Annotated in this window: 10 protein-coding genes, 1 tRNA gene and 2 pseudogenes; 10 read left to right on the forward strand and 3 right to left on the reverse strand. The window is 49.7% G+C overall.

From position 1 onward, the window contains the following. Window positions 1-153 precede the first annotated feature (153 nt). The 4 genes from JGUZn3_RS04865 to JGUZn3_RS04880 all read left to right on the forward strand — a co-directional run bounded on the left by JGUZn3_RS04865 (window position 154) and on the right by JGUZn3_RS04880 (window position 9,417). Window positions 154-2,091, forward strand: a complete 1,938-nt coding sequence (locus JGUZn3_RS04865; RefSeq protein WP_203414547.1) for a tetratricopeptide repeat protein — start codon at window positions 154-156, stop codon at window positions 2,089-2,091. Between the two features lie 16 nt (window positions 2,092-2,107). Then, the gene (locus tag JGUZn3_RS04870; protein WP_203414548.1) at window positions 2,108-6,049 is read left to right on the forward strand and encodes a glycosyltransferase; all 3,942 of its coding nucleotides are present in this window, start codon (window positions 2,108-2,110) and stop codon (window positions 6,047-6,049) included. Window positions 6,050-6,234: 185 nt separating this feature from the next. Further along, window positions 6,235-7,317 (forward strand): hypothetical protein, encoded by a 1,083-nt coding sequence (locus JGUZn3_RS04875; RefSeq protein WP_203414549.1) that lies wholly within the window; start codon window positions 6,235-6,237, stop codon window positions 7,315-7,317. A 78-nt stretch (window positions 7,318-7,395) separates the two neighbouring features. Further along, window positions 7,396-9,417, forward strand: coding sequence for a glycosyltransferase family 4 protein (locus JGUZn3_RS04880; protein ID WP_203414550.1), 2,022 nt, complete (start codon window positions 7,396-7,398; stop codon window positions 9,415-9,417). A 1,032-nt stretch (window positions 9,418-10,449) separates the two neighbouring features. Here the strand turns inward: JGUZn3_RS04880 and JGUZn3_RS04885 are convergent. After that, a pseudogene (locus JGUZn3_RS04885) lies at window positions 10,450-10,643 on the reverse strand (beta-ketoacyl-ACP synthase II); the annotation flags it as partial. 192 nt (window positions 10,644-10,835) lie between these two features. Further along, entirely contained in the window at window positions 10,836-11,030 is a 195-nt protein-coding gene (locus tag JGUZn3_RS04890; RefSeq protein WP_203414551.1) for a glycosyltransferase, read from the reverse strand. A 139-nt stretch (window positions 11,031-11,169) separates the two neighbouring features. Here JGUZn3_RS04890 and JGUZn3_RS04895 point away from each other — a divergent pair, with 139 nt between their 5' ends. Continuing rightward, complete coding sequence (locus JGUZn3_RS04895; protein ID WP_203414552.1) at window positions 11,170-11,601, forward strand: ABC transporter permease; 432 nt, start codon at window positions 11,170-11,172, stop codon at window positions 11,599-11,601. 74 nt (window positions 11,602-11,675) lie between these two features. Here JGUZn3_RS04895 and ppa read toward each other — a convergent pair whose 3' ends face one another. After that, window positions 11,676-12,200, reverse strand: coding sequence for an inorganic diphosphatase (gene ppa, locus JGUZn3_RS04900; protein WP_203414553.1), 525 nt, complete (start codon window positions 12,198-12,200; stop codon window positions 11,676-11,678). Window positions 12,201-12,350: 150 nt separating this feature from the next. On the opposite strand from ppa, the gene JGUZn3_RS04905 reads away from it, so the two are divergent. The 5 genes and pseudogenes from JGUZn3_RS04905 to JGUZn3_RS12355 all read left to right on the forward strand — a co-directional run. After that, window positions 12,351-12,424 (forward strand) — tRNA-Ile (locus JGUZn3_RS04905). A gap of 207 nt (window positions 12,425-12,631) precedes the next feature. Further along, the gene (gene ettA / locus JGUZn3_RS04910; protein ID WP_203414554.1) at window positions 12,632-14,311 is read left to right on the forward strand and encodes an energy-dependent translational throttle protein EttA; all 1,680 of its coding nucleotides are present in this window, start codon (window positions 12,632-12,634) and stop codon (window positions 14,309-14,311) included. A 1,082-nt stretch (window positions 14,312-15,393) separates the two neighbouring features. After that, complete coding sequence (locus tag JGUZn3_RS04915) at window positions 15,394-15,930, forward strand: GNAT family N-acetyltransferase (RefSeq protein ID WP_203414555.1); 537 nt, start codon at window positions 15,394-15,396, stop codon at window positions 15,928-15,930. A 235-nt stretch (window positions 15,931-16,165) separates the two neighbouring features. Next, on the forward strand, window positions 16,166-16,459 hold the full coding sequence (locus tag JGUZn3_RS04920) for a hypothetical protein (protein ID WP_203414556.1): 294 nt from the start codon (window positions 16,166-16,168) through the stop codon (window positions 16,457-16,459). 80 nt (window positions 16,460-16,539) lie between these two features. Continuing rightward, a pseudogene (locus tag JGUZn3_RS12355) lies at window positions 16,540-16,828 on the forward strand (ferredoxin--NADP(+) reductase); the annotation flags it as partial. Between the last annotated feature and the right edge of the window lie 14 nt (window positions 16,829-16,842).

Below are 16,842 nucleotides of genomic sequence, written 5' to 3' on the forward strand. Positions count from 1 at the left end.
CCTTGCAGGAGAGGAAACCTCAAAAGGCAATAAAGGGTTAACTAAAGGAAGGGGAACTATAGTAATATGCAGGTTAGTTATATGCAGGTTCTGGTTTTTAGGTTTTAGCCCCGAGGTTTTTAGGTTCGGGCCATAAAATAGGATAGGAAGAAAATGGTTGGTGTAATTCGCAATTGGATCGCTTCTGTTTCTGGAACATCAAAACAGTTGGAGCATGCCAAAGAGCTTCAAGAAGCTGGCGATTATATCAAGGCGTTTGATTTTTTAAGTAAAGCCGCTCTGGCAGGCGAGGTCGAGGCCAAGTTTTTGGTGGGCAAGGCCTATATGGAAGGCAAAGGGGTGCCTGCCAGCGTAACAGAAGCCGCCAAATGGCTTCAGCAAGCCGCCATTGAAGGGTGGGCCGAAGCCCAATATATGTTGGCTGTGCTGTATTTGCATGGGCTGCCTGAAGAGATTGGCAAGCCGGGCGCTAATGTGGTTTTAAGCCTGGAAGGCGGTGAGGAGCGTAAGAACTTTAAGCCAGATCTGTACAAGGCTAGAGACTGGGTCAAGTTAGCAGCCGAAGCGGGCCACCCCGATGCGCAATCGCTCTATGGCTATATCCTGGCTTCAGGCCCGAAAGATATTGTGAATAAGGAAGAGGCCAAGATCTGGTACGAAAAAGCCTTGGCCAGTGAAAGGCCCCAGGCTTATCTGGGCTTAGGTTTGATGACCCTTCAGGCAGCCCAAACCGATGAAGAGCGTAAAAAGGCTGCAAACTATTTGGAAGAAGCGGCTGCAAAGGGGCTTTCTACCGCGCAATATATGTTAGGCTGTTTGATAGAGCAGGGGGTCACTGGCCGGCCTGATCTTGAAAAAGTGATGGAATATTTTAAGGCCGCGGCTGAGCAAGGGGTTGGCCCTGCTCAGGCGCGCTATGGGCTGGCCCTGCTTCAAGGGGTTGGCGTTGAGAAGAATAATCTCCACGGGGAAAGCTGGTTAAGGCGAGCAGCCCTGGGAGGAGATCGGGAGGCCGCTGCCCTGCTGGGGGATTTATATGTCCAAGGGCTTGAGGGCAAGGATATCAACTATCTGGAAGGGGTGCAGTGGTATATTCGTGCTGCTGAAGCAGGCCATGCCAAAGCTTGTATTGCCCTGGCCGGTTTGTTTTTTGAAGGCAAGGGAGTGATCCCCGATAAAAAACAGGCCATTCGGTGGCTAATGCGCGGCCTGGAACTGGGTAGTAACGAAGCGGGCAATCTGCTGGTTAAAACCCTTATTGCCAGCGAGGTCGATAAGCGTGAGGCCTCCTCCTTGCGGGAGCAATTCAAGGCATCGGCTGAAAAAGATATTCCCTTGGGGCTGTTTAATTATGGGGTCTGCCTCATTCATGGCATTGGGGGGGGCGTAGATATGACAGAAGGGGCACGCTATATGAAGGTCGCCGCCCAAAAAGGGATTGTGAACGCCGAGCTGATTTATGGGCGAATGCTCTTGCAGGGAGAAGGGGTTGAGAAAGACCCTACCGAAGCCCGCAAGCATCTTAAAACGGCAGCTGACGCCGGAATGGGAGAGGCCCAGATGATTTATGCCGCCATGCTGGTGGATGGCAGTGGTGGTGAGAAAGACCATCCAGCGGCTATGGAATATTATAAAAGGGCTATTGAGCATGGCCAGGTGGGGGCTATGTTCTCGCTTGGGGCGATGTATGGCGGCGGGCATGATGTGCCTGAGGATAAGGTGGAAGCCCAGAAATGGTTTACCCACGCTGCTGATGCAGGCTTTCCAGCAGGGGAGCTGATGCTCGGGCGGTATTTGGCTTATGGGTTTGGGGGTGAGCAAGATTTGCCTCGGGCCAAAAGGCTTTTGGAGTCTGCTTTAAAGAAGGGTCTTCAGCAAGCCCAGGAGGATCTGGACCGCATCCGCCAGACCGAGGAAAATGCCCTGGCAGAAGGCAAGTCTTTGCCGCAAGGCCCAGTTAAGGTCCCCGTGCCGAATGGGGCGGAGGGCGCGGTTTCAAGTCAGGGTCAGCCCGCGCAGACCTCATCTTTTTATCGTCCTGTTTATTCTTCTCCCTATCGCGTTGTGCTGACAACAACCCCAACAAAATAACTGTTGGGGGAATTCTATGGCTCGACCTTCTGAAAAGGCCCTGGTTTCTGCTTTTTCTTCTACCCACCGCCAAGAGGAGCTGGTGCGGCGTGAAGTGACGAGTGAAGATCGGGCAACCTGGAAAAAATGGGCAGAACGAAAGGCCCAGTCTGCTGTGGACAAGGCCATGGCCTTTCAAAAGGCCGCCCGCCCAGATGAAGCTCGGCGATGGTTGGAGCGTGCCTGGCGCTTAGCGCCTAAGAATACGACGATTATGTTTGCCTTGGCTAATGAGTATATGGGCAGCGGGAGTTACCTTCAGGCGTGGTCGGTGCTCCAGGCGCTTAACAAGGAGGAGGCCTTTGCCGCCTCTCTTTGTGTTCAGGCTGCCCTTGGCCCCCTTCTTGAGCGTTGGGAAGAGGCGCGAGAGCTTTTACAACAGGCCTTTTCCTACTATGGGTACGCTCCATTGGGTGTTCCGGTTGCCCAGAAATTGTGCCAGCATTTTTCCCTTAAAGGCTGGTGTGCGGTTGAGCTTACAGAGGATGGGGGGGCCAATATACGGTTTGAGGCCTACGCCAAGCCTCTGAGCTTGCTGATAGATGGGCAAGAGATGAAGGTGGCCCAGTGGCGTTCTCCTTTAAAAATCCCTCAACCCTTGTGGCAGAAGGCCCAGATGGTGGAGCTGTTATGTGCAGGCCAGCCCCTTATGGGGTGCCCCTTGCAGGCTCATAGGCTTAAGGCATGTGAAGGGTTTGTTGAGGTGGATGAGGAAGGCACACTTTCAGGCTGGATTGCCAATAGGGCCAACCCCGATTATACGCCAGCCCTTAAGTTTTTTCTGATGGAGCCCGAAGGGAAGGGTGCAAAAGGCGCAGGGAAGAAAACCCTGTTGGCGTACACGCCCTCCCTTCAGCAAGAAGTAGACCAGCATGGGTTTCGTCAATCGTACCGCTTTCAGGTTAAACGGGAAGACTGGCCGGATGGGCCCCTTGAAGGCGTGCTGCGGATAGAGGCGGAAGGTGGTTATAACCTGGCTGGTTCACCTTTGGATATTGGGTTGGAATTCGCAGCCCGGCAAGCATTAAGCCAGTTTTTGGCCACCGGGAAAGCCAGCGCTGCCCTTTTGCAGAAAATGCGCCGGTTTTTGCCCGTGCCAGTGACTTCTTTACCAGTGGCGTCTTTACCGATTACCTCTTTACCAGTTGCCTCTTTTGCTCCTCGTGAAGGGCGAGAAGCATCACAGCTCCTTACGGATGGTCTTGCTCCTCTCGAAGAGGCCAGCAGGGATGTGGGAGAAGCCGTCGCTTTGAAGGGAGAAGCACTTGATCTGCAAGGCGCTCCTCCAACGGCCTTTTTGGTAGGAGAAGAAGTAGAAGAAGACAATGAAGAAAATCGGGAAGAGGAGCCCCAAAAAAGGCGCAAACGCTCCAAAGCACATAATGCGGCAGCCCTTACCGCTCCCTCTGAGACTCTCCGCCAGTTCTCTTCTCAGTCCCCTTCCCAGTCCTTTTCCCAATCCTCTTTACAGTCCCCCCCCATCCAGACTATTCCTGAGGCTGCTCCCGAGGCCACTAACGAGCAGAGTGTTTCTGAGACGACTGACGAGGTTGGTGATGAGTCTGGTGACAGGGCTGGCGAGAAGGTGCGGGGCAGAAGAGGCCAACCCCTCTCCCAAACGCTTTCCGCGCCTTCTGATTTAGTTCCATCTGGTTTCGCTTCTTCCGGTTTCGCTCCTTCTGGGGCCTCTCAGGCTTTAACGTCCAAGGCTTCGTCTTCTAAGAAGGTCTCATCCTTAGCGCTCACTTCTAATGCTGTAGCCATATCTCACGTGGCAGCCCAGTCTGATGCCGTAGCTATGCGCACGGAAAGCCCGGCCTCTCCTATGGCAGCCACCCCTACCACTTCTCAAACTGCGGGCTTTGAACCTCTTGCTGTCAAGGTCAAGGGGATTGTTATTATTGTTCCGGTTTATCGGGGTAGGGCTGAAACGCAAGCCTGTCTGGAAAGTGTTTTTGCAAGCCTTGCGCCTGCGGGGCCAAGGGGGCGTAAGGTGGTTGTTCAGGTGATTGATGATGCCAGCGACGATGAGGCCTTGCGGGCCCTGTTGGCCAATTATGCCGAACACGGCCATATTGCTCTGCACACTCAGCCTGTGAATAGGGGGTTTCCAGCCAGTGTGAATGCTGGCCTTAGGCTTTGGCCGGGCTATGATGCTGTTTTGCTCAATAGTGATACGTTGGTGAGTGGCCGTTGGCTGGAGGTCTTAGAAAAAGTGGCCTACAGCCATGCAAATACGGGCACGGTTACACCTTTTTCCAACGAGGCAAGCATATTTTCCTACCCTTCTGTTGAGAAGGAAAACCCCATCCCCGACCTTTCTGCCACAGCCCAGCTGATGGAGGCGGCCTTTTCTGCCAATGGGTTTGCTGCCTGTGATGTTCCCACGGCAAATGGTTTTTGCATGTATATCCGCCATGATTGCCTTAAGCAAACTGGGCTGCTACGGGAAGATATTTTTGCGCAAGGCTATGGGGAGGAAAACGATTTTTGTCTGCGAGCCAGCCAGATGGGTTGGCAGCACAAAGCAGCGCCCGGGGTGTTTGTTGCCCATTGTGGGGGGGTCTCTTTTGGGCAACGGCGTATGGATTTAATGCGTCGTAATCTTGAAATTCTTAATCGGCTCCACCCTGGTTATGACCAGATGATTGCCGAGTGGAAAGCTGTTGATCCCTTGCGGCCTTATCGTTTTGCCCTGGATTTGTATCGGTGGGAGAAAAGGCGCCATAGCGAGGTTACAGTTCATAAGGAGAAAAAAACCGCCACGGTGGTGATCCTGACCCATGATGAAGGGGGCGGGGTAGAACGGGTGGTGAAAGAACGTTGTCGCCGTTTTGCCCAACGTCAGCAACGTGTTGTTTTGCTGCGTCCAACCCTAGAAGGCTGTCGTTTGGAGTTGGGGGCTTCGGTTTTTCGGGCTCCTCCCTTAGAAGGATTGTTTCCCAACCTTATTTTTCACCTACCTGATGATTTGTCCTTTATGCAGGCCCAGCTTCAGGAAGAGCAGGCCAGCCATGCAGAATGGCACCATTTTCTTGGCCATCATCCAGCAATTTATACGTTATTTTCCCATATGGACTTACCTTATGATGTGCATATGCACGACTATGCCTGGTTTTGCCAGCGCATTACCTTGGTGGGGGTTCATCGGAGTTATTGTTATGAACCCCCAGTAGAAGGATGCGAGGCCTGTATTGCGCGCCAAGGGAGCTTGTTGGTGGAACCCATCACTGTGCGGGCTATGCTCAGGCGTTCAAAGCACGTGTTGGAGAAGGCGCGCACCGTCTATGCTCCCTCAGCCGATGTCGCTCGGCGCTTGCAAAACCATTTTCCCTTTTTGGCTCCGCAAGTTGAAGAGCTGGAAGATGATCTGCCCAGCCTTACACTGGCGCAATTGGCCTCGCTTGCTGCTCCCTCAGCCCAGTGGCAGAAACACCCCTTTCCCCGTAAGGCTGGCGTGGCCCGGTTTTGTCTGATTGGTGCATTGGGGATAGAAAAAGGGTTTGATATTTTGTATGATCTGGCCCGCCATGCCCAGGAAAAACGCTTACCGATTGAGTTTGTTGTGGTGGGTTATACTATTGATGATGATTCCTTGCTGGAGACCGGAAAAGTGTTTGTCACCGGCCCTTATCAAGAGGAAGAAGCCATTGGCCTTATTCAAGCCCAGCAGGCCGATTATGCTTTTTTCCCTGCCATATGGCCAGAAACATGGAGCTTTACCCTGGCTTTGGCCTGGCGAGCCGGTCTAAAAGCCGTATCGTTTAACCTTGGTGCACCGGCAGAAAGGATTACCCATACCGGGCGAGGCAAGGTTTTGCCCCTTTCGCTAATCGCCTATTCAGCTCAGGCAGGCGATACGGCAGCAGCAACGGTAAAAGCCTTGGCCGATCACCTTTTAGCCATTGTTGCTGTGTAACAATCAAAAAGGCTGGTTTTTATATCACAGGATAGGAAATAATGAACGAACAGCAATGAAAAAATGATAGAAACGGAACCTTTGCGCTAAAAAATGATTCAAAATAATATATGAACTATAATCGTTTGAATAAAAATAAAAGTTGAATACCCATACCTTATTGCTGAAGCAGAGAGATAGATAATATGCCCAATACCCCTGATCAGGCTTCGATACAAAAGAGAATTTATGACCTGAAAGTAACAGGCCATCTGATGACACTGGATCCTGGTCTGTATTGTATTTTTCACACCAAGAACCAGAAACCCGCTGATGATCATGGTTTTCCTGGTATTCGTATTTCTCTTCCTCCCTTTTTAAAACATAACCCCAATGTGCAGATTACGGGTTTTGAAGGGGATGGGTGGATTGGTGCAGAAAAAGGGGCGCTCCTTGTTCAGGTTTCCGGAAAAGAGTCTACTCAGGTATTGGTGACGATTTATCAAGACCCATCCTCTGCCCACCCAGTGCCCAGCCTACAGGTGGTCAGGCTGAATGATGCCCCCGATAGTCTTGTGGCCTTCCCTCCTGTAGCCAGTGAAGCGGCCTATCATGCGCCTGCTGCTGCACCTGTTCCTTCTGAAGCGGCTGAGGCAGCCGTTGGGGCCTCAGCAGTGCAGGCTCCAGCCCCGAGATTGCGCTTCGACCTCCAAAAAGAAGGGATGAAGGTTGTTGCCCACTTGCAGATGCAAGGCGATGTGGCCCTTCCCGTTGGGGAATGGATGGGAACCCCTGGCAGTCAGCATTGGATTGAAGGGTTTGGTATTATCCCACCTGCCAGCATTGCCCCAGAGGATATTGAGTACCAGGCCGTGCTGGGCAAGGGGTGGTATTCTCCCTGGCAGGAAGGGGGAAAATTCTGCGGAAGCCGTGGGATGGCCTTGCCAATCTTGGGTTTGGCTGTCAGGCTTAAAGGTAAGGCTGCCGAAAAATATATCTGCCGGCTGACCGCAAGCTTTATTGATGGCACTCATTTAGGCCCAGTTACCGATGGTGAGCCCGTAAGTTCTTACACATTGGCCCCGTTGGAATCCTTCAGGCTGGAGGTTCTTACCCACAAGGAAGCCCAGGATAATCCAGTAGAGCCCGTTATGATGCCACAAGATGTCAATCTTGTTGAAGAGCAGGCTGAAAAATCGGAGAAAAAAGAGAAGCCTGTGGTTAAGGAAATAAGCTCTGCTGCTTCGTCTTCACGCAAAGCCAAAAAAGGTCAGGTAGTGAGTGAGTAGGAAAGGGAATTTCCTTTTCCAAAAAACAAGAACTGTAAAAGCAATTATGAATAGAGACGACAAGAAAGAGAGCAAGCGGTGAGGTATTTATTTATTCACCAGAATTTCCCGGGGCAGTTTCTGCATATTATACGTCACCTTCTGGCAAAAGGGGATAACGAAATCGTTTTTATTTCCATGCCGAGCAACACGCAAATGGAGCAGGTAAGGCATGCGGTTTATCGGTTAAACCTTCCCCCTCATAGGCAGGAAACGGTTCATCCCGCTGCCAATGAGTTTGACCTGGCCATGCGGCGGGCTGAACAAGTTGCCATAACAGCAACCAATATTAAAAATCTGGGCTTTGAGCCAGATATTATTATTGGGCATGAAGGATGGGGCGAGCTGCTGAATATTTCAGATGTTTTCCCTGGTGTGCCCGTATTGGGATATTTTGAATTTTTCTATCATACAGATCGTAACGATGTGGGGTTTGATCCAGAATTCCCCATGCATAGTGCCAGCTTTCCCAATGTGCGCTCCAAAAACGGGGTAAACCTTTTAGCCCTGCAAAACCCTGTTTACGGCCAGACCCCTACCCGATTCCAGCTGGAAACCTACCCCGAGTGGGCTCGTGATAAAATTACCATTCTTCGTGAAGGGGTGGATTTGGAGCTCTGCTACCCAGACCCAACCGTTAAGAAAAAGGATTTTGTATTTGAAGGAGAGGTCTTTTCGCCCAACACCAAACTGGTCACCTATGTAAGCCGCAATTTTGAGCCCTATCGGGGATTTAACAAATTTATGCGTGCCCTGCCCAAAATTTTAGAGGAGCGGGAAGATGTTCAGGTGGTTCTGGTTGGCGGTGATAGTGTGAGCTATGGCTCGCGCTTACCAAACGGCACATGGCGTGAAATGATGATGAATGAGGTGGGCAGCAAGCTGGACCTCTCACGGGTGCATTTTTTCAGTAAAGTGCCCTATAGCGAGTTTTGCCGCCTGCTTCAACGTTCCGATGCCCATGTGTATCTCACCTATCCTTTTGTGGTTTCATGGTCGTTGCGTGAAGCTTTGGCCAGTGGGTGTTCGGTTATTGCGAGTGCAACCGCTCCTGTTGAGGAGCTTATTACCCATATGGAGAACGGGTATTTGGTTCCTTTTCATGAGCCTGAAAAGATTGCAGAAGGGGTTCTTACTGTTCTGAACGACCAACTCTTAGCCCATAAGATAAGCAAGAATGCTCGTTCTTATGCAGAAACGCACCTTTCCTTAGCGGATTATCTGCGGAATTACGACACTCTGATCAATCGGGTGATTGAGGAAGGTAGGGCTGCCCGTGGGTCTCATGAAGAACCAGCTGGGGTTTCTGCTCCCCCTCCCATTCCCGAACCCTCTCCTGTTGAGGCCGTTATGCCGGAGGGAGCGCAGCCGGTTGCCGAACCACCAGCTTCTGAAACTGCTAAGAAACCTGCTGTGGTGGTGATGTCGGTCTCTTCTAAATCTTCCAAGCCAGCGGCTCCAGCTCCTCAACCCACAGCTGAATCTTCTCCCACAGCTGAGCTTTCTCCTCCGCCAGAACAGATGGCTTTAAAGGCGTTGGCGCTTAAAAAGCCAGAAGAAGAAAAATCAGAACTTAAAAAGTCAGAAGACGGGAAAAGAGAAGAGAAACAGGATGTCTCAAAGGAAAAGCCAGCAGTGGGGCCTTTAGTAGGGTCCCCAGAGAGTTCTTCAGGGAAGTCTTCAGTGGGTTCTTCAGTGAGATCCTCAGGGTCTTCCAAACGAGATTCCCAAGACTCTTCAGCTTCTTTCTCTTCAGACTCTTCTTCTGCGGATTCTTCCTCGGCAGATCTTCAAGCTATCTCTTCTGAGCCACCCGCTAAGCCTATAGTAAGCTCACCAAAAACGAGTGAACTTTTTGAGGGTGATGCTGCCTTTTCTTCTACGAGCCCAAAAGATGCCACTCCAAAAGGTGCTAGGTCAGAAGTTACTAGTCCAGAAATTGCCAGCCCAGAAGTTACCGGTCCAGAAGGGGGTAAAGCTGAAGCCTTCAAACGGTCTGTTAAAATGAGCAAGGCCAAAAAGCCCGTTAAAAAAGGCAATAAGATTGGGGAACAAAGATAGCATGGCTTTCATCCACCAGCTGGCGGTTATTCCATAGCTTGCCAGTTGGTAGAGCCACAGACAAACTATACACAGGCAAACCATACATAGACAAACGGCATACAGGCAACCTGATTAACATCATAAAACCTAAATAAAAGCCGACTAATGGTGGACTTCTTCCCTGCCCCTGTTGGCCCCACAATGGCCACGCGTGCACCAAGGGGGGCAGGGGGGCACAGAGAAAGCTTATATGCTCTTTAAAAATCATCCTCTCGGGCTGATACCCAAACCAGACTGACTTAAAACGGTATAGGTGTTGCGTGGGTCTTTCTCACAAAGCTTATGGTTTGTTTGGTTTTTTACGTGTTATAAGTTTTCAGTGGGGTTTACCTGAGCTGAGCGAGTTTTTTAAGCCTTTGAGGCTTTTGAGGCCTTAAGCCTCAGTGTCTCTTTAAGGTTAAGACCGAGAGAGAGGGAGTGTATTCACGGCTTTCCCTCCCTAGGTGGCGGCCTTAAAGTGAGCATGGCGTGGAATAGAGTGAATATCAAAGACCGCTCCTAAATTTTAGTAAAACCCATCCCCTTCATTGCTTATTATTGCTTTTCCTTCCTTATTAGGGATCTGGCTGGGGATCTCCTGACCCAGAATTTGCACTCTTTTTAGGGATTTTTTCACGATTTTTCCTCTTTTAGGTTTTTCTCTTCAGGCTTTCCTCTTTAGGGGGGGAATAATTTCTAGAGGTTTAAGCCTCTTACTGTAAGAGGAGTGGCCTTATGGTAAGAAATTCGGGTATTTTTTACCTCTCTCATCAAAGCAAGAGGAGCATTTGATCAGGAGGGGTAAAAACCCAGCCAAACCATATTGCTCTTTTGTATACCTATCTTCCTTCTGTATGCCTGTCTTTTTCATATGAGCCTTAAAGAAAGCTTCCATTTTTAACCATTTCCATTATTTTGCCGGGCCGCGCTTGAGTGGCACTGCGATTGAGCCAAAAATCTGAGAAAATCCTTTGGGAACTGCCTCTTGTAGCGGTGTGTTCATGCTACCAAAAGCCTTCGCGCCTTCCCTTCGTGAACGGTAATGGAGGCATCATAAATGGTTTTTAATCCCCCCGGTGCCGGAATCAATCATGACCCCGGTAGCGCAGCACTCCTCTTCTGTTTGGGACTTCCAACCAGAATCTTCCACGGCTTCTTCTGCAGCGATCCATTTTTTTCTGGTCTTTAACGGGAATCCATTCAGTTCGTGATGGAACAATAGCCTTCACCACAGCACAAAATATTATTTCCTCCTTAAGGATTCCTTTCTCCATCCATATTTTTAGAACACTCATGCGTAATCTTTATCTTGTCTTCATAACATGATCGTTGTCGTTGCTGTATTGGCCATTGACCGTATTCTTCTTAACCCGCTCATGACATGGCCAGCTCTGGTCTTATGACGAGAAGGGCAAACCAAAAACATCACAGGCGGCTATCCAACGACCTGGCTGCTCAATCCACCCAGGCATATGAACCCGACCTTGAAGTTTTCGTTGTTCAACCATCGCCTCTAAAGTGATTCGCTCTAGCCCGTCTCCAGCAATCATCACATGCAGGTTAGGGCATAAATACGGCATGTAAAAGAACATCAAATGCTTTGTTTGTATGGAACCTCCCCAAGGCCAATACAAAAGGAACACCCAAAGGTAAAAAGGGCGGTCTTTCACCATGAGAAGTAGCCGCATCAACAAAATTGGGTAAGTAAAATTGGATAAGGAATGCCCATTCTTGCAGGCCAGTTTTAGTGTAGATGCCTTTTTTCTATGCTTGTTTTTAGGCACTCTGGGGGCACGTTATAGGGATGTCTCTCCCATGATTGCCAGTATCCTCCCAATCCTTTTCTTTATGACCCCGATGATATGGAAACCTGATCTCATCTATCTTGGGCGACAATATATGCTTCTCAACCCGTTTTTCCCGCTGATAGAAATTATGCGCGCACCTCTTATGGGAGAAATTCCGCGCCTTTCCATTTGGGTATTTGCTATAGGATATAGCGTAATTATATGGCTGGCAGGTTTCTTTGTATTGACAAAGGTCCGGGCACGACCTGTGAGTTTGCGGGCGGCATTTCGTATTTCAGAGGAAAGGGGTGCCCTTACCGGGCAGGTTGAACACCCCTTGCAGAGGAACAAGCCTTTCTTGGAGAGCCTTTTATGAGGCTTTTGTAAGCCTAATATAAAGTCTTAATTAAAGTCTGGGGAGGAGTTTTCCTCGCGCGAATAGGTTTTTTATTATTTGGTAAAGGCTGCAGCAGACTCCATAATAACCTTTTTGGCGTCATCCAAGGTGCCCCACCCTGTAATTTTTACCCATTTGCCGGGTTCGAGGTCTTTATAGTGGGTGAAAAAATGTTCAATGCTGTTTTTGGTCAGCTCTGGTAAATCGGCAATGGTTTGAATGGTGGAGAATAAAGAGGTAATTTTGGTGTGGGGGACGCAAATAATTTTTTCATCCTGACCGCCTTCATCTTCCATTTTCAAGACCCCAATGGGGCGAGCGCGAATGACAGAGCCAGGAAAGACATTATTGGGCACTAACACCAGGGCATCGGCTGGGTCACCATCGGCAGCCAGGGTTTGGGGAATAAATCCATAAGCCGTAGGGTAAGACATGGGGGTAAACAAGAATCGGTCAACAAAAACGGCACCACTTGCTTTATCCACCTCGTATTTAACAGAAGACCCCTGGGGAATTTCGATCACCACATTCAAATCATCAGGCAGGTTTTCTCCCGCAGGGATTTTGGAAATATCCATAAAGTTATTCTCCTTTGAAATTTTTTAATCATATAATGCAAACAGGTGCTTGCCAAGAACGCAAAGAAAAACTAAACATGCACTCAGGCAAAACATATTTGCTTGCATGCCTCATTTGCATAAAATGGTAAAGAGCAGAGTTCTTCTTATGCGCCTGTAGCTCAACTGGTTAGAGCGGGCCGCTCATAACGGCTAGGTTGCGGGTTCAAGTCCTGCCGGGCGCATATCTTACTCTTGAATGCCTAACTTCCATCACAGCCTTGTAACAATGATCTTTTCAGGTGAACAGCCCCGTTTTGGAATATGACCCCCCCCAATGATAAAACCCTTAGTGTGATAAAACAATGAGTGTGATAAAACCCTCACGATCATAAACCTTCACGCTTATTAAGCCTTACTCTAAAAAAGCCTTTACCTTTAGGAGAACCCCTATGGCCAGTTATCAATATGTTTACGTTATGAAAGATCTGACCAAGGCTTATCCTGGCGGGCGTGAGGTTTTTAAGGGTATTACCCTTTCCTTTATGCCAGGGGCCAAAATTGGGGTTCTGGGGGTGAATGGGGCTGGTAAGTCCACCTTACTGCGGATTATGGCGGGAAAGGAGAAGGAGTATGGCGGCGAGGCCTGGGCTGCAGAAGGGGTAAGGGTTGGTTATCTGGAGCAGGAACCCCAGCTGGATCCTACAAAAACAGTGGGCGAGAATGTGGCGATGGGGTTTGGCTCTCTCAAGGCTGCGGTTGATCGGTTTAACGAGATTTCCCTGCAATTTGCCGAGCCAATGGAGGAGGATGAGATGACAGCCCTGCTGGCCGAGCAGGCTGAGCTGCAAGAGAAAATCGATGCGGGGGATGGCTGGGAGCTTGACCGTAAAATAGAAATTGCCCTCGATGCCCTACGTTGCCCCCCAGCTGATTCCTCCATTGAGCATCTTTCTGGGGGGGAGAGGCGCCGCGTGGCCCTGTGCCGATTGCTGCTTGAAAAGCCCGATCTGTTATTGCTGGATGAGCCTACCAACCATTTGGATGCTGAAAGTGTGGCCTGGCTGGAGCGTACTTTACGGGATTATGAAGGCACCGTGATTGTGATTACCCATGATCGCTACTTCCTTGATAACATTACCAACTGGATTTTGGAGATTGAGCGCGGGCGGGGCTATCCGTTTGAAGGGAATTACTCATCCTGGCTGGTGCAGAAAAGAAAGCGCCTTGCCCAGGAGGAAAAAGAGGAAAGTGCGCGTCAGCGTGCCCTGGCTGCTGAGCAGGAGTGGATTTCCTCTAGCCCCAAGGCCCGCCAAGCCAAAAGCAAGGCCCGTATCACTCGTTATGAAGATTTGCTGGCTCAAAGCCAGGAGCGTGTTTCCGGTGTGGCAGAAATTGTTATCCCCCCCGGGCCGCGCTTGGGTGGCACTGTGATTGAGGCCAAAAATCTGAGCAAATCCTTTGGCGATCGCCTCTTGATTGATGATCTGAGCTTTAAATTGCCCCCAGGGGGTATTGTGGGGGTTATTGGGCCTAACGGGGCGGGGAAATCCACCTTATTTAAGATGATTACCGGAGCACAAAAGCCCGATTCTGGCAGCCTGACCATCGGTGAAACAGTCGCTTTGGGGTATGTCGATCAATCCCGTGATGATCTGGATGGGAGCAAAACCGTATGGGAAGAAATTTCTGGTGGTACCGATGTGATCTATCAGGGCAAGCGGACCATTCCTTCGCGGGCCTACGTGGGGGCCTTTAACTTTAAAGGGGCTGACCAACAGAAAAAGGTAGGAATTCTTTCTGGTGGGGAGCGTAACCGTGTGCATCTGGCCAAAATGCTTAAAAAGGAAAGTAACGTTATTCTTCTTGATGAGCCAACAAACGATCTGGATGTCGATACCTTGCGCGCCTTGGAAGAAGCCCTCGAGGAATTTGCCGGTTGTGCTGTGGTGATTACCCATGATCGCTGGTTTTTAGACCGCTTGGCGACCCATATCCTGGCCTTTGAAGGCGATAGCCATGTGGAATGGTTTGAAGGAAACTTTGCCGACTATGAGGAAGATAAGCGCCGCCGCCTGGGCCCCGATGCCACAGAGCCCAGCCGTATTAAATATCGCCCTCTAGCGCGTTAAGATTGGCACGTTAAAACTGGAACGTTAGGACTGGTAAGTTAAGAATAGCTCGTTAAAACTGGCCCGTTAAGATGGGCCGGTTGTAAGACGGAATGCTATTTTGGCCTAGTGGGGACCAAAACTGAGATAGTGAATAATGGCAAAGGCAAAGTTTGAGCAGAAACCCGCACAGTAATATTGGAGCGATTGGTTACGTTGATCACGTTGGTCACGTTGATCGTGGAAGACCCCCCTCATAGCAGCGATGACAAAAATTTTGGCTGAGGCTGGTGGGGCGTTCTTTACTGCCTATTCCGTTAAGATTGGTGCGTTAAGAATAGCGTGTTAAAACTGGTACGTTTTAAAACTGGTACGTTAAGATTGGGTATGTGCAGGCGTGGGTTGGGGGTCTCTTGGGCCTGTTTTGCTCAAAAAACATCTATCCTAAGGCCTGTTTCTAAGACACGTTAAGGGCCCAAGGCCAGTTAAGGGCTCAAGACAAGCTAAGGGGGCATTTCCTGAAGGGCTGGCTGTTAAAAGCCAGTACGGGATGGAGGTGAGAGGCATCTTTAGGGAGGTCTATTCCTTTTTCTGCCTTCTTGATGTGCTAGGGTCGTGAGAAAAGGGAAAAGCCTACAAAGTCTTGCCAAGGATTTTGGGTGCCCAAAAGTTTGGGGGGCTTAGGGTTTCTTGATGTCCAGAGGGCTTTTTGACGCCTATTTTTGATGCTCAGGATTTTGGATATTCGGGGTTTTGGGCACAAGGTGAAAGGGTTTTAAAGGATCGCTGCGCCAGTTATGAAGAAGGTCTATCAGGCCTTCACTATCAGGACCAGGGAACCAGGCTGGGAGGCTTCGATGGGGGAAGTAAAGATCGGCGGACTTGTTCTTAAAAGGGGTTAAGGAGCATAGTGAGAAGTTTGTTTCTCTCCGTGGCATTTTCGGTTAGTGATATTCGAAGCTCAAGAATATCCAGACTGCGGGATGTTCAAAGAGAGAAGGGGCTTGCTGTTTTTTTGTAGGGCCAATTTTTCCTAGATTCGGCCTTATAGGGAGAATTCTGAAAAGAGGCATTCAGGGCTATGGGGTATTTCAGGGCGTGGTATGGTGGGCTCTTCTTCATTATATTCCATTAAAACGGCAAGGCTTTTGCTTACGCCGGTTAACTGGCAGGATATGGCGCATATTAGCCAGCTCAAGGCTGATGCCGCTTCGTTCGGGCAAATGCTTGGAGGGGTTAGAAACCGCCTTGAGGCCGAGCAGGATATGGCAGAGGATATTTCTTTTTGGGCCCAACATAAGGTGGGTATTTTTACCATTTGGCAACAAGAGCAGTTTGTGGGCATAACAGGCCTGCACCAACGCCCCGATGGCCGCGGCATAGGCTTGCGTTTTGCCTTATGGGCCTGGGCGCGTGGCAAGGGTTATGCGCGAGAGGCGGCTTCGGCTGCCTTATGGTTTGGCCATGGGCAGGGAATAGAGCGCATTGTAGCCGTTGCCCGTAAGGAAAATGTGGCCTCATGCACAATTCTGGGCAGCATCGGTATGCAGCTTTGTAACTCTTTTGTAAGGGCTGGCCATATTATGCAAGTTTACGAAAGTGATCGCTCACAGGCAAAGCAAAAAATTTTGTACCCCTAAAAAGGGATTTATCAAGGGAGATTTACCAAGGGATCTCTCCCTGAGATATGTCCAGAAATAAGCATTGGGTCAGCATAACATCTACGGCCTTTGTTACGGGCTTTGGCCTGCTGTTTAGGGTTGGTTGCTCAATAGTTTGTCGATTTGTTCCTTAAGGGAAATTTGTTAGAATAACGCCGCAGCCTGATCGTTTTTTGGGTTCTGGGAACAACAGCCAAGGTTATGAACATTCCAGATGAACCGTTTTATGGCGGCTATTATGGAGAGATTTGCTGGAATACAGGCCCCAGCCTGTCCTTTTTCAAGCGATTGGGGAGATAACTCCTCTTATAACACGGTTCGTAGGGAAAGACCTTCTCCAATTCTGTTCCTGTTCTGCCGGTTGGTATGGCTCGCCTGGTTGAGGTGCGAGGAGGGGTCTTACATCGTATTCGTTTTTCTGGTGAAGGAGTGGGAAACCCGTATCCTATTGGTTGTTGCCTATGGGGGATTGTGTATGGATGGCCAGACGTTGAATGGTCCAGAATAGGTACAGAGCGGGTACAGAACGGGCAATATAGGCCATGCTGCGGGTATCAAAATAGCTTTTCCCCCCAACATACGTTCATACTGGATGGCAATAAAAAACAACTGGCTGCTGATTATCTGTTGGCTTTTGATTTAGGACCTATTGCTAAATGGGGGTTGGAGTGTACAGCCACTCATATCCCTGTAACCCCAAGCTCGTGTGAAACCACTCACCTGAGTATATACGCCATTGGGGATGTTGCAACCTATCCGAGAAAAAATAAAGCTGATCTTGCAAGGTTTTGGCGAGGCTGCTATGGCAGCACATACCATTTATCCGCGTGTGTTCCTCAATATGGCCCTAAACTATCACCAATCATATGGGCAATGAGGCGCCAATGAGCC

It is taken from the genome of Entomobacter blattae (assembly GCF_014672835.1).
Classification (GTDB): Bacteria; Pseudomonadota; Alphaproteobacteria; order Acetobacterales; family Acetobacteraceae; genus Entomobacter; species Entomobacter blattae.

Excerpts from the sequence above, each read along its gene's own strand:
- JGUZn3_RS04865 (WP_203414547.1), top strand. The coding sequence starts at position 154 with ATGGTTGGTGTAATTCGCAATTGGATCGCTTCTGTTTCTGGAACATCA.
- JGUZn3_RS04870 (WP_203414548.1), top strand. The coding sequence starts at position 2,108 with ATGGCTCGACCTTCTGAAAAGGCCCTGGTTTCTGCTTTTTCTTCTACC.
- JGUZn3_RS04875 (WP_203414549.1), top strand. The coding sequence starts at position 6,235 with ATGCCCAATACCCCTGATCAGGCTTCGATACAAAAGAGAATTTATGAC.
- JGUZn3_RS04890 (WP_203414551.1), bottom strand. The coding sequence starts at position 11,030 with ATGTTCTTTTACATGCCGTATTTATGCCCTAACCTGCATGTGATGATT.
- ppa (WP_203414553.1), bottom strand. The coding sequence starts at position 12,200 with ATGGATATTTCCAAAATCCCTGCGGGAGAAAACCTGCCTGATGATTTG.
- ettA (WP_203414554.1), top strand. The coding sequence starts at position 12,632 with ATGGCCAGTTATCAATATGTTTACGTTATGAAAGATCTGACCAAGGCT.
- JGUZn3_RS04915 (WP_203414555.1), top strand. The coding sequence starts at position 15,394 with ATGGTGGGCTCTTCTTCATTATATTCCATTAAAACGGCAAGGCTTTTG.
- JGUZn3_RS04920 (WP_203414556.1), top strand. The coding sequence starts at position 16,166 with ATGAACCGTTTTATGGCGGCTATTATGGAGAGATTTGCTGGAATACAG.